Below are 13,110 nucleotides of genomic sequence, written 5' to 3'. Positions count from 1 at the left end.
GTGTCGCTTCTTAAAAATTGTACAAAACCGACATACCGGTTTACAGTTCAATAAAATTAACCGCCATTTTATTTTCTGTATGTAAATATTGTTTAGGAGTAAGCCCGATATTATTTTTAAATTCCCTGATAAGATGAGACTGATCTGAATATCCAGCTTGGTACGAAAGTGTGGTCATATTGTTATCATCAATCCCATTATTCAGAAGGCTTAAAAAGTAATGAAGACGGATGATATTTCCGTAGTTTTTTGGAGAAATTCCCATATGATATTTAAATTTCCGTTCTAAATGACGCTCAGAATATCCGGTGAAATGCTGCAAATCTTTGGAGGATACAAAACCTTTATTGTGAAGAAGATATTGTTGTGTAGCTGTTATTAAATGATAATCTGTACTCATTCGTTCAGATAGAAAACGGGTAAAAAAGATATTCAGATCATTGATTATGGCTAAAGGATTCTCTTTATTAAACAATTTCTCCTGAAACACTTCCAGCTTATTTTTCAAAACATCTTCCACGGAAATTATCTGATTGCGAATTTCTTTGGCAGAAGTTTTCAAAAGAATATTCAAAAAATAAGGTTGAAATACTATGGCCATAAGAGAAAATTTACCTTTTGAAAAGAAATCCCTGTAACCGTTTAATATACCATAGAAAAAGGAATATGGCATTCGGTCCTCAGAAATACCGGAATACAGATTCATGTCTCCGGATAGTATCAATCCGGAACTTCCATCCGTAAAGAGCCTTAAACTTTTTATATCCTCTTTGGAATTTTCCAAAAAGATATAATGTCTGATATAAGGAGCTAAGTGTTTGGGGGGCGAAATCTGCATCCATCAAATTTACGTAAAACTTATGGGCAGAAAAAGACAATATCGGAATTTAGGATATGTAAAATCAAATATATAATTCTCTCGCGTATTTTGTCAATTACCCAGAAATCTACAGAATCATCTGCAAAATCTGAGTGATCTGCGAGAGATAAAAATTGATAATATTCTTGAACTTTATGTGGAATTTACACTTATCCTGCTTCGTTGTGATTCCAAAAACGAAAAGAAATTTATGTAAGATACCACACTTTATCCTCTTTTGGTCAGGTATTTGAATCTCATACCACTTACCAATCACTAAAATATAAGAATATGTCAACAGAAAACCTTACCCACCTTGAAGCGATCAAAAAGATCAAAGAACTCTCGGAAAGTGCGAGAATATGTATGTTCTGTACAGAACTGGAAACCACTCCCATCAATTCAAGACCCATGACCCTGCAGGAAACAGACGACAGCGGAAATTTGTGGTTTATCAGCAGTGGAACCAGCAATAAGAATTTTGAAATCAAAGAAGACCGCAGAGTACAGTTGTTTTTTATGAACAACAGCGACTCCCAGTATCTTTCGGTGTATGGAGAAGCTTCTGTTTATAAGGACAAAGCAACCATAGAAGATAAATGGTCTCCAATGGCTAAAGCCTGGTTTGATGGTAAAGATGATCCCAATGTTACGATTATCCGTGTGGAACCTAAAGAAACCTATTACTGGGATACCAAAGCAGGAAAACTGGTAAGCCTGTTTAGTTTTGTTGCGGCCGCAATCACAGGAAATAAAACTGATAATTCGGATGGTGTAGAAGGAAATGCAACGATTTAAAAAGTTCTGAATAAAAATAATTCTCTCGCAGATGCTGCAAATTAAGCATATTTCTGTGTAATTATCTGCGTAATCTGTATAATCTGCGAGAGATAAAATCAGCAGCATTCAATTTTATCGGAGATAAAATCCTCGCGCCTTATAACACGACGCATATATTTGCTCTGCGCCCTTGCGTTTTTCAATACTAAAAACGGCTCAAAAGTTTGAGCCGTTTATACAATATTAATGATATTCTAATTTTTCACAGCCTCTATAGACGTTCCAAAATTAATGTGAAGCACATTCCCGTTGGGAGTTACTAAAGCTGGTACAGATTTTACACCCGCTTTTTCAGCCTCTTCAATTTTGCTTTTGTCATTACCCAAATGGACAATTTCTACATTTTCCAAACCTATAAGGTTAACGATATCATGCTCAGCACTGATGCATACAGGGCATCCTGCGTGGTAAAAAATGGATTTTTTCATACGTTTATACTGGATTGATAAGGGTTTTCATAATATTTTTTAATTCTTCGGTTTCTTTTTCGTGAAGCGGTTTCAGAGGGCTTCTCAGATTTCCGCCATTTTCACCCAGAATATTCAGCCCTGATTTCACTGCTCTCGGCAATCCTTTGTTTACAATAAATTTTAAAAGGTCAAACTGCTGATAGAAAATCATTTTTGCTTTTTCAAGATCACCTTCTTCCACCGCATTATAAAGGCTGATATTCAGTTCAGGAATAAGATTAGGAGCTGCCGTACACCAACCCCTTGCTCCCGCGGAAAATGCCGCCAGAGCCAAAGGATTGGATCCGTTGTAGAATGCAACGTCTTCTCCCAGTTCTCTTCTCAGGTAATGCATTCTCTGAACATCTCCTGTACTTTCTTTAATCATCGTTACGTTGGGAATTTCAAGCAGCCTTTTCAGCAAAGCCGGAGACATATCTACTCCACTTGTTGCCGGATTATTGTATGCCATAATCGGAATCGATATTTTGCGTGCTACCGCATCATAATGCGTTACAATTTCGTCATCGGTAAGTTTCCAGTAGCTCATAGGAATGATCATCACCGCATCGGCTCCTGCTTTTTCTGCGAACTGAGCATGATGAATGGTTTTCTCCGTGGTAAGGTTGGATACACCTACAAGCGTTGGAACTCTGCCTTTTACCTGCTGTAAAGTAGCTTCCGTAACTTCTTCTTTTTCTTCGTCAGATAAATAAGGCATTACCCCTGTGCTTCCCAATGGAGCAATGCCGTGGCTTCCAGAAGTGATCAGTCTTTCTACCAGGTGTTTAAAAAGAGGAATATCTACTTTTTCATTTTGGTCAAAAGGTGTTATGGGATAAGCAATTATCCCTTTGAATGGAACATTTGTCATGTTTACTGATTTAAAATTTGAAAATAATTTTAAACCATTAAGAAAGTATTAAGCTTAATTTGCTTTGAAAGGAAAAATCATATCCGGTATCAATAATTAACATACAAAATTCTTAATGGCTTAAAGCTCTGGTACTAAAGATCTCTGCCTTCTTCCTCTCTTAAGGCAACCCCTAAGTTCTGCAGCTGAGGCGCATTTTCGCAGGCAATATATTTGGCAGGTTCCGTATCGCTGAGATTCTGGTGTTTATGCCATGCCCATGAAGGAATATATACCGCATCTCCTGCTTCCCAATATACTCTTTCATCTTCTACTTCTGTCCATCCTTTCCCTTCAATGACAAATAAAACGGTTTCATAAGTGTGGCGGTGTCTGTTGGTTTGTTGTCCGGGGATAAGCCCGCCAATCGTCATGCTTACATTTTTACTCGGAAGATCCACAAAAAAAACCGGGTGTTTTCTTTCTGTTGAAAACTGATTGTGTTCTCCTGCATTTTCTACATTTTTATGAATCAAATGACTCGGTTTTACATACTTTGGTCTTGCAAAGGTTTCGTGGAAGTCTTTAGAACTGAATTGTTTCTTGTCCATGATTTTAAATTATTAGGGTTTTGTGCTTTATTGCATGACAAAATTATTCTATCTTTGGACTGTTTAAATGATTCAGTTTTTATATAAATAGATAGTCCAGATGTTGCGCCCTTGGAAATTAGAATTAGAAATTGATAAAAAGCTTGAAAAAGCAGTTTATCTACAGATTGCGGATACGATCATCTCTGATATACGTTCAGGAAGGTTAAAAACCGGAGATGCACTTCCGGGAAGCAGGAATCTTGCCCAGACCTTGAAAATTAACAGGAATACTGTTGTAGAAGCCTATCAGGTACTGATCAATGAAGAGTGGGTAATTTCCAGAGAAAGGAAAGGGATTTTCGTATCGGAAAGACTTCCAGCTTTGCATGAAAAGAATGCAGAGGCATTACATTACCCACATCATCAGCAGGTAATGTCTAGTGGAATTGTAATCAATTTCGATGATGGACATCCCGACAGTAAAATTGCTCCTGTGACAGAACTGGCCAGAGCCTACAGACAAATTTTCGGCATCAAAGCCAAGTGGCAGATGATGGGATATGGAAATGAACACGGTGACACAGAATTCAGAAAAATGATCTCCCAGATGCTCAACCATCAGCGTGGAATGCATATTGATGAAAATGAAATTTCCATTACAAGGGGCAGCCAGATGGGAATGTTCCTGACCGCTCAGACACTTTTAAATCCCGGAGACATTGTTATTGTGGAAGATCCGGGGTATCAGCCTGCATGGCAGGCATTTGAGTATGCAGGAGCAAAGCTTTTGTCGGTCCCTGTAGATCAGGAAGGAATCCATATGGAGACTGTTGAAAAGCTTTTAAAGCAACATCAGAATATTAAAGCCCTGTATATTACTCCTCACAGACAATACCCTACTACAGTTACTTTGAGTCTGGCAAGACGATTACAATTAATTGAGCTGTCCAACCAATACAATATAACCATTATTGAAGATGATTATGATAATGAGTTTCACTTCGGATACCGCCCAATTCTCCCGATTTCAAGCTTTCCCGAACTGCACAATTATGTGTACATCGGAACTTTAAGCAAGGTGGTAGCTCCGGCTCTAAGGATCGGTTATCTGGCCACTAAAAATCAGGAACTATTAAAAAGAATTGGTGATCTGAGAAAAATTATTGATGTACATGGAGATGTTATCATGGAACAGGCAGTTCTCCAGCTGATTAAAGAAGGAGCCATAAAAAAGCACATCAGAAAGGCCACTGTTCATTATAAAAACAAAAGAGATTTTGTCTTTGAACTGTTGACAAAATACATGAAAAATATTGCCGATTTTACTTTGCCTGAAGGAGGCCTTGCCTTTTGGATTGTTCCCAAAACAAGACTGGATTGGGATGCTGTAACAAAGCTTTTACTGGAAAAAAATATTAAGATTATTCATCCTAAACAATACAGTAAAAGCCAGGTAAACGGATTCCGGTTAAGTTACGGAGCACTTTCTGAAGAGCAGCTGGAGCAAAGTATCCCTGTTATCGCAGAGGTTATCTCCGGTTTTTAATTTCACGGATTTACACGGTTGTTGTGCAATCACAAAAGCAAAGATTTTTTTGACTTATGTGAACTTCTCAGCAGCTTATCTGTTACTTAAGTCAACCTAAGTGTTTTAAACTTTGTGGTAAAATAAATATTTCTCCCACAGATTTACAAAGATGCGTGACTTTGTTGTTTAGACTGGAAAACTATTCCACTTCAAAAACCGCCTGAATCTCTACGGAAGAGCCCACAGGAATGGAAGAAGCTCCCAAGGTAGCTCTGGCATGTTTTCCTTTTTCCCCGAAGATTTCAACAGCCAGATCAGAAGCCACATTCATCAGATCAGCATGTTTTGTATAATCATCTTTTGTATTGAAAATTCCCGTAAGCTGCACGCATTGTTTTACTCTGCTCAAATCTCCTCCCACAGCTTCATTTAACACTGAAATCACATTCAGCATGGTTACTTTTACAGCATCTTTTACCTGCTGCTCATTTACTTCAACACCTAATTTACCCGGATTGAAAATTTTACCGTCTTTTAAAGCAACCTGATTGATAAATACAAGATTTCCGGAACGGACGAACGGCTGATAATTTCCCGCCGGCTTTGGAACCTGTGGAAGAATAATGTTTTTCTGTTTTAATATTTCACTGAAATTCTGATGACTTTCCGTAACAGCCAGCGTTTTTTTAGAGTGCGTATCTTTTAATGCCAATGCTATTTTTGCAAAATTTCTTCCCTGAATTTCAGCCATATTCCGCTCTCCTTTCGTAGGTCTTTCCACATCTTTTAAAGAAGCCATGCTGGTAATTCCCAAAACAGTATTTCCTTGCGGAATGGCTTTGTTCAGTTCTTCTGTTCCACGTATTCCATTAGACACAAGAACCATTCCGTGGACGGCAAGGCTGTTCCAGAAAGCCTGAAGAGCAAGCTCCTTTCCTGCTCCGCTTCCTGCTGACATAAAAACAGTGGCCGGAATTCCTTCCAGAGCATGATTGGTCCAGAGCTGAACAGTTCCGGATAAAAATTCACTCATTCCTGTGCTGATATTTCCGAAATAAACCGGTGAACCAAAAGCGATTCCATCATAATGGGTCAGCTCATCTGGTGTTGCAACCGGAAGATTTTTCAGGTGTGGATTTTGTGATGCTTTGACAAGCTTTATATGGGAAACTGCGTTATTTTCACTTTCAATTCCTTTGGCGAGTTCTTTAGCCAGTTCGTAGGTTCCGCCATTGTCCGAATGAATAAGAACCAGTATGTTAGCTTTATTTTGTGCCATGATGTGGGTGGTATTTGATAATAAAATTAAGATAAAAAAAAGACATAGTTTTTTCATTCTGAATAAGATATAGGTTTTTTATTTGTTAAATCCTGTAACCATGACAGTGACAGTACAAAATTACTATTGTCGTTTTTATTAAATTTGCCAAAATATACATTCAAAACGACAAAATGAAATGCGGACTGATTGAAAAAACGGAAAGCCACTTTGTAGATTCTATCAACAAGGAAGCTTATGTATGGTGTGAAAAAAACTGGAAACATGATGATTATGAGCACAAGCACAGCCGGGCTCAGCTCACTTTTGTGGAAGAAGGCTACCAGTACTTCCATATCGACCAGAAAATTTATCTTGTCCCCCAGCATCATGTCATCTGGATTCCTTCGGAAAAAGCCCATAAAATTACTTCTGAGGCACAAACAGTAAATCTGATGGTATTCCTGTTCAGATCTGTTTTTGAAGATGAATTTTACCGGCATGTTCAGGTATTTGCTGTTCCTGCTGTTTTAAAGGAAATGCTTTTATATGCCTCAAAATGGAACCAGTTATTGGATGAAAATGAAGAACAGGATCTGTTTTTCAAAGCTATTTTAAAAAGTCTTCCCAATTTCTGCAAAGAAAGCAGCAGTCTGCAGATTCCTGTTCCTACGGATTCAAGACTGATTCCTGTATGCAATGAAATTAATTCCAATTTTAAATATAATCCGGACATGGATGCTCTTGCAGAAAAAGCACAAATGTCTGTGAGGAGTCTCCAGAGAATTTTTAAAAATGAAACGGGAATTACGATACAGAAATACCTTCAGCTGACAAGGATTTTAAAAAGTATTGAACTGATAGATACCAGACAGTACACGTTGAGTGAAGTAGCCTATAAAGTGGGCTATCAGAGTTTGTCAGCTTTTACATCGTCATATTTTGCCATTATGCAGACAAAGCCGAAAGTGAATAAAAATCAAGGCGTTTCATCATGAGGCATATCAACGGGTTTTGATTCCGGAGAGCCTTTCTCACGAAGCCATATAGAAAGAAGAACCAGGGAAGCAACCGCCAGGAATTCACTCTGCCAGTTTTGAAAAGACTCAAACCAGAACCGCGATTCTGAAATGTATTGAATGGTCGTTACTGCAGGTTTATCTTTCATCATTTGTTCATCATTAAAATCCTTAAGACTACCATAGAAATGCAAAATGAAACTCGCCAGAAAAAGGAGAGCAAAGGCAATTGATAATGAATGTTTATAGAGTTTCAGCCATATTCCGCCTTTTTTCACAGGCCACGGCGCTTTGGGGTGTGGTACAGGTTCTTTGTCAACATCTTCCTCTTCTGTCATAGATTTTGATTCACTGGAGCCTTTTTGCCTCAGAGAAATCGTTAATAAAACATACAGCATCATCTGGAGAAATTCGCTTTCCCAGTTTTCAAAAGTAGCCTGTATAAAGTGACCGCTATGGATGTATTCACCGATCTTTAAAACAGGCTGGCCGTTTTCAATGAGTTCTTTATTTTCTGTTTTCCAGCCCATAAAAAATTGTCCTGCAAGAAAAATAATCATCAGAGTAATCAGAACAATACTTAAGCTGTTGCGATACAGGAAACTGGTGCGTGACATAGTTCTGAGTTTAAAGGTTAGAATTCAATATTTAAAGTTTAAGGTTTAAAGTTTGGAGTTTATGAATCACGTTTTTGATAAGGGAATACCTTCTGGAGGTTCTTTGTGGTGGGTCCGGTAAGGATTTTTCCGTTGACATTAAACCGTGAACCGTGACATGGGCAATCCCAGCTCAGCTCCGCACTGTTCCACCGGACTTCACATCCTGCGTGTGGACAGGTACTTCTGAGCAGATGTAAAGTGCCGTCATTTTCTTTGTAAAGGGCATAAGATTCTGATTCATATCTGATCACTTTTGCTTCCCCTTCACCGACTTCTGAAAAAGACTCAATTTTCTCGGTTAAAATTTTATCTTTTACAAAATCAAAAGCTACCGTTGCCGTTTCTTTCACAAAATCCGAAAATCCTGCAACAGGTTTGATTCTGGAAGGATTAAACAGGTCGCCATATTTACTTTTTCCTGTGAGGATAAGGTCATGCAGGATCTGTGACGAAAGTGTTCCGAAAATCATTCCGTTTCCTCTGAAGCCTGTAGCCACAAAAATTCTTTCTTTGCTTCCGGGAAGTTTTCCTATATAGGGAAATCCGTCCACTGGCTCGTAATATTGGCTGGACCAGCTGTAATAGACTGTTTCTACCTCAAAATATTTTCTGACATAATTTTCAAGTCTTGAAAAACATTCTCCGGTATCATCAGCATGCCCTGTTTTGTGATCTTCTCCTCCTGCAATCAATAGATTTTCGCCTTCAATATTCTGAATACGGTAATAGTGATAGGGCTCACAAAGATCATAACCCAGCTCCCACGGATATTTGTCATTTTTCATGGTAAAAGCCATGGCATAGCTTCTGTAGGGAGCATTTGTAAAATGAAGAAGATTAACTCCAGGCGGAATATGGGTAGCATAGACTACATTTGCGGCCTTTATTTCCCCTTTTGAAGTTTTCAAAACAACAAAATCATTTTGTTCATCATGTTCTTCACAATGGCAGTTTTCTACGATAGAGCCGCCCAGTTTTATAAAAGCTTCGCAGAGCGCTTTACTATATTTTACAGGATGAAAATGCCCCTGCCCTGGAATAAGCACCGCTTCTCTGAATGGGATGGGAAAAGGAATTTCATTCACATAACTCATTTCATGACCTACCTTGGCTGCTCCTTCTACAATATCTTTTAACTGTTCTTCCTGTTTTTCATCCAGGGCAAAAAGGTATGCGGACTTTCTTGTGAAATCACAGCTGATCTGATATTTCTCAATATTACCTTCAATAATACCGATGGCATCAGTTCCGGATTGTGCATACAATTGGGCATTATCCAGTCCAAAATCACGGATGGCCTGATTAAAGGTTGTATCAAAAAAATCGTTTAAATGGGCCGTTGTACCGCCGGTAGTTCCAAATCCTATATTGGCTGCTTCGAGGATAACACATTTCTTTCCGGATTCCTGAAGTTTCAGCGCTGTTGAAACTCCTGTAATTCCACCTCCTACAATGGCAACATCAAATAATGAGCTGAGATCCGTTTCTGTAGAAAATTTTCTGATCTCTTCCTGCCAAATACTTTTTCTTGCACCGTCTCTGTACATCATCAGAATTTTTTATTGTTAATTTATCTGATACTCAGGGTATCACTTTCGGGTAGACCGGATTTATCGGTATTGGATGAACTGCTTTTCTGATCCCTTTTCTTGTTTTCGTCTTCATCAATATTACATCGGCAGGAAGTAAAAGCAAAAAGGCTGATAACGCCTAAAATAAGTGCTGTAGTTTTCATATTTAAATATTTTGATGTTTATACTTTTATATACTTTATCCGTTTACTATCAGTCCTCCATTGGGGTGCAGTACCTGGCCCGTAATCTGTGACGCGTCATCACCTGCCAGAAACAGGAAACTGAAAGCGATTTCTTCAGGAGTCGCATTTCTCTCCAAAGGAGGTTTATTGGGATTTTCTTTCTTTTCATCAAAAGTTTCTTCGGTAAGCGGTGTAGCCACAGGTCCCGGGGCAACGGCATTAATCCTGATTCCTTTGGGTTTTGCCTGCAGTGCAAGAGAACGGGTGAAGGAAACAATAGCGCCTTTTGTTGCAGAATAATCAAGAAGTTCAGGATGTCCCTGATACGCGGAAACGGAAGTGGTATTGATAACGCAGCTTCCCTCTTTTAAATAGGGAAATACTACTTTTGTTAACAAAATCATTCCGACAATATTGGAATCAAAGGTTTGCCTGATGTTTTTCTCTTCAAGCTGCTCAATACTTTCCGCAGGAAACTGAATTCCGGCATTATTAATGAGAATATCAATTTTTCCGAATACCGAGATCACTTCTTTTACCGTTTCTTCACAAAAATCATAATCATTGATATCTCCTTTGAAAATGATACATTTTCTATTCAGATTCTCAATTTCCGCTTTTGTTCTTCCTGCATCGTTGTCACTGGAATGATAAATAATGGCAATATCTGCACCTTCCAGAGCAAAAAGAAGGGCTACAGCCTTTCCTATTCCGCTGTCTGCACCGGTAATCAAAACTGTTTTATTGTCTAATTTTCCTATCATAAGTCTTTTTATTCTTCTGTTGAAGGTTTCTGCATTTCTGCCATTCTATGAGCCGCCATACTGTCACTGGCTATATTCGCCATTGCTACAGAAAGTTTATTTTTTAGACCGGATATTATTTTATCATCACCATTCATCAGAGCATGATAACCATCAGCAGCCACTTCTTCCGGAGATGCCAGGTTATCTGGGTCTTCAAGTATTTTGCTTCTGTTCATATCCGCTTTATTAAAGAAATCGGTATCGGTAGGTCCCGGTAAAAGAGCCGTCACTGTAATTCCGGAATCTTTCAGCTCTTCACGGATGGCCTCAGACCATGATAATACAAATGCTTTAGTACCGTGATATACCGAATGCCACGGGCCGGGAGCTTTGCTGGCTACAGATGCCAGATTTAAAATCTTTCCTGACCCCTCGGGCAGCCGGTCCTTTAAAAACAGTTTGGTCAATATGATGACTGAAATGATATTTAACTGAACAATGTCTACTTCCCTGTGGATATCCGTATCCTGAAATTTCCCGTACACTCCCTGCCCGGCATCATTCACCAGTATTTCAGGGCTTATTCCATTCATTTTTAATTCGGAATAAAGAGAATAAACTTCTTCCTGCAAGAATAAATTTTTGGAGATGCTGATCACATTCACTCCGTAATTTTTGAATTCATCGGCTTTTCTTTTCAGCTCTTCATGATCTCTGGCCACAATAACAAGGTCATAACCTTCTTTTGCAAACAGTTTTGCCAGTTCGTAGCCTATACCGCTGGTGGCACCTGTAATGAGTGCATATTGATTTTTGCGTTCCATAGATTTATTTTAAGATTAAAAGCCTGTTGAGTTCACTTTTAAAACATCCCAAAATAAATTCGGTGTAATATAGCTGGGCATTCAGGGCTTGAGTTTTAGGATGTAATTCCAGTTTTTTAGTCAGGATGATCTCACCTTTGTAAGAAAATGAGAAATAGGCAAAAATTTTATACCCGGAATTACGGATTGGTGTACAGTAACCGGTGGTGGCAATAGACCAGTCGGACTCGTAAAGCCTTGCTACATTTAAAGCCATCGTCTCTGCAATATTTTCTGAAACGCAATCACATTCTTCGGCCTCCTGCCTGTTAACTTTCAGTAATTTTACTTTTTCTGACAAAGAATAGGCTGTCATTCCTCCTTTGTAGAACATGGTAGCATTTGGCATCTGTGAAAAAGCCAGCTGCAAACACCCTGAAGTAACACTTTCTGCAATTGAAATGGTTTCATCCGTGGTCATCAGTGACTGACTTATATATTCGAGAAGATTTTTTTGAAAATCCATACTATTAAATTTTGAGTAATTGGTTTATCGTTTATTTTAATTAAAAGCCTGCGAGCTTCCAGGGGTCAAGAACGACCTTTACACATCCGTCTTCTTTTTTATCAAAAATTTCGTATCCTTTGCTTACTTCATCAAGAGATAAACGATGGGTAATAACATCATCAAGGGTGATTTTTCCGGTCACCACATAATCCATGAGCTTGTCTATAATAGGATGAACATTGCACTGTCCTGCTTTAAGTGTAATTCCCTTGTCAAAAATTTGTCCAAGTCTGAAATTGTCATAATTAACGGGATAAACTCCCAGAACAGAAACAATGCCACCTCTGCGTACCGCGCTCATGCATGCTTCCAGCACTTTGATAGAACCTTTTTCAAAGTTTAAAACAGCTTTGGCCCGGTCGATAAAGCTTCTTTCCGGTTCAAATCCTACGGCCTCAATACAAAGATCTGCACCCCGCCCGTCTGTCATATCCCTGATCTGTTCAATAGTGCTTTCAGCATCTTCCCACAAAATGGTTTCGCATCCTGTAAGCATTTTGATTCTGTCTAATCTGTATTGAAGGGTATCAATTACAATAACTTTCCTGGCGTTATGAAGAACAGCACTTTTTGTGGCCATTGTCCCTACGGGGCCTGCTCCAAAAACAGCAACAGTTTCTCCTCCTTTAAGCTCTCCCCACATCACTCCTGTGTAGCCTGTTGGGAAAATATCAGTAAGAAATAAAACCTGTTCATCACTAAGGCTTTCCGGAACTTTTCTGGGCCCAAAATTCGCATAGGGAACTCTTACATATTGGGCCTGGCCACCGTCATATCCTCCATACAGGTCGGTATATCCGAAAAGGGCACCGCCTTTTTCTTTGAAAATACCTCCTTCCGGACCGTAATAATCGGGATTACTATGTTCACATGCAGTGGGAAGATCATGCTGACAGAAGAAACAGCTTCCACAAGCAATGGGAAAAGGAACTACTACCCTGTCGCCTGCTTTCAGGTGACTGATGTTTTTCCCGGTCTCTTCTACTATACCCATAAATTCGTGTCCCATTACCATAGGCCTGGCCTGCGGAATTCCTCCTGAATACATATGGAGATCACTGCCACAAATCGCTGTGGAGGTTACTCTCAGTATAATATCATTTTCATCCAGAATTCTGGGATCTTCTACGGTATCACAGGTAATGTTACCTGGTGAATGAAAAACGGCTGCTTTCATAA

15 protein-coding genes are annotated in these 13,110 nt (G+C 39.0%); 3 read left to right on the top strand and 12 right to left on the bottom strand.

Annotated elements, in window-relative coordinates; translation table 11 throughout:
- Positions 1–40: 40 nt before the first annotated feature.
- Complete coding sequence (locus V0410_RS03730; protein WP_330746362.1) at positions 41–838, bottom strand: AraC family transcriptional regulator; 798 nt, start codon at positions 836–838, stop codon at positions 41–43.
- Positions 839–1,150: 312 nt separating this feature from the next.
- Here V0410_RS03730 and V0410_RS03725 point away from each other — a divergent pair, with 312 nt between their 5' ends.
- Positions 1,151–1,657, top strand: a complete 507-nt coding sequence (locus tag V0410_RS03725) for a pyridoxamine 5'-phosphate oxidase family protein (RefSeq protein WP_330746361.1) — start codon at positions 1,151–1,153, stop codon at positions 1,655–1,657.
- 236 nt (positions 1,658–1,893) lie between these two features.
- Here V0410_RS03725 and V0410_RS03720 read toward each other — a convergent pair whose 3' ends face one another.
- The 3 genes from V0410_RS03720 to V0410_RS03710 all read right to left on the bottom strand — a co-directional run bounded on the left by V0410_RS03720 (position 1,894) and on the right by V0410_RS03710 (position 3,612).
- Positions 1,894–2,127 carry a thioredoxin family protein gene (locus tag V0410_RS03720; protein WP_330746360.1) on the bottom strand — a complete coding sequence of 78 codons (234 nt, stop codon included), beginning with the start codon at positions 2,125–2,127 and terminating at the stop codon, positions 1,894–1,896.
- A gap of 4 nt (positions 2,128–2,131) precedes the next feature.
- Positions 2,132–3,022, bottom strand: coding sequence for a dihydrodipicolinate synthase family protein (locus tag V0410_RS03715; RefSeq protein WP_330746359.1), 891 nt, complete (start codon positions 3,020–3,022; stop codon positions 2,132–2,134).
- 134 nt (positions 3,023–3,156) lie between these two features.
- Positions 3,157–3,612, bottom strand: coding sequence for a cupin domain-containing protein (locus V0410_RS03710; RefSeq protein ID WP_330746358.1), 456 nt, complete (start codon positions 3,610–3,612; stop codon positions 3,157–3,159).
- A 100-nt stretch (positions 3,613–3,712) separates the two neighbouring features.
- On the opposite strand from V0410_RS03710, the gene pdxR reads away from it, so the two are divergent.
- On the top strand, positions 3,713–5,140 hold the full coding sequence (pdxR, locus tag V0410_RS03705; RefSeq protein WP_330746357.1) for a MocR-like pyridoxine biosynthesis transcription factor PdxR: 1,428 nt from the start codon (positions 3,713–3,715) through the stop codon (positions 5,138–5,140).
- A gap of 181 nt (positions 5,141–5,321) precedes the next feature.
- Here pdxR and V0410_RS03700 read toward each other — a convergent pair whose 3' ends face one another.
- On the bottom strand, positions 5,322–6,458 hold the full coding sequence (locus tag V0410_RS03700) for an Atu1372/SO_1960 family protein (protein WP_330746356.1): 1,137 nt from the start codon (positions 6,456–6,458) through the stop codon (positions 5,322–5,324).
- Between the two features lie 116 nt (positions 6,459–6,574).
- On the opposite strand from V0410_RS03700, the gene V0410_RS03695 reads away from it, so the two are divergent.
- On the top strand, positions 6,575–7,378 hold the full coding sequence (locus tag V0410_RS03695) for an AraC family transcriptional regulator (RefSeq protein WP_227942064.1): 804 nt from the start codon (positions 6,575–6,577) through the stop codon (positions 7,376–7,378).
- On the opposite strand, the gene V0410_RS03690 is transcribed toward V0410_RS03695, so the two are convergent.
- The 7 genes from V0410_RS03690 to V0410_RS03660 are packed head-to-tail and all read right to left on the bottom strand — an operon-like array spanning position 7,360 to position 13,108.
- Positions 7,360–8,016, bottom strand: a complete 657-nt coding sequence (locus tag V0410_RS03690; RefSeq protein ID WP_330746355.1) for a DUF6766 family protein — start codon at positions 8,014–8,016, stop codon at positions 7,360–7,362. The two genes, V0410_RS03695 and V0410_RS03690, sit on opposite strands and share 19 nt — an antisense overlap.
- Before the next feature lie 59 nt (positions 8,017–8,075).
- Positions 8,076–9,608 (bottom strand): FAD-dependent oxidoreductase, encoded by a 1,533-nt coding sequence (locus V0410_RS03685; RefSeq protein WP_330746354.1) that lies wholly within the window; start codon positions 9,606–9,608, stop codon positions 8,076–8,078.
- A 20-nt stretch (positions 9,609–9,628) separates the two neighbouring features.
- Complete coding sequence (locus V0410_RS03680; RefSeq protein ID WP_157885741.1) at positions 9,629–9,793, bottom strand: hypothetical protein; 165 nt, start codon at positions 9,791–9,793, stop codon at positions 9,629–9,631.
- Positions 9,794–9,828: 35 nt separating this feature from the next.
- Positions 9,829–10,578, bottom strand: a complete 750-nt coding sequence (locus tag V0410_RS03675; RefSeq protein ID WP_330746353.1) for an SDR family oxidoreductase — start codon at positions 10,576–10,578, stop codon at positions 9,829–9,831.
- Between the two features lie 8 nt (positions 10,579–10,586).
- Positions 10,587–11,384, bottom strand: a complete 798-nt coding sequence (locus V0410_RS03670) for an SDR family NAD(P)-dependent oxidoreductase (protein ID WP_330746352.1) — start codon at positions 11,382–11,384, stop codon at positions 10,587–10,589.
- 4 nt (positions 11,385–11,388) lie between these two features.
- Entirely contained in the window at positions 11,389–11,889 is a 501-nt protein-coding gene (locus tag V0410_RS03665) for a CinA family protein (protein ID WP_330746351.1), read from the bottom strand.
- Positions 11,890–11,929: 40 nt separating this feature from the next.
- Positions 11,930–13,108 (bottom strand): zinc-dependent alcohol dehydrogenase, encoded by a 1,179-nt coding sequence (locus tag V0410_RS03660; protein WP_330746350.1) that lies wholly within the window; start codon positions 13,106–13,108, stop codon positions 11,930–11,932.
- Positions 13,109–13,110 lie beyond the last annotated feature (2 nt).

Source organism: Chryseobacterium sp. CP-77, assembly GCF_036362765.1.
Classification (GTDB): domain Bacteria; phylum Bacteroidota; class Bacteroidia; order Flavobacteriales; family Weeksellaceae; genus Chryseobacterium; species Chryseobacterium cupriresistens.
The sequence above is the reverse complement of the archived record's forward strand: the minus strand, read 5'-3'. Positions and strand labels throughout refer to the sequence as shown.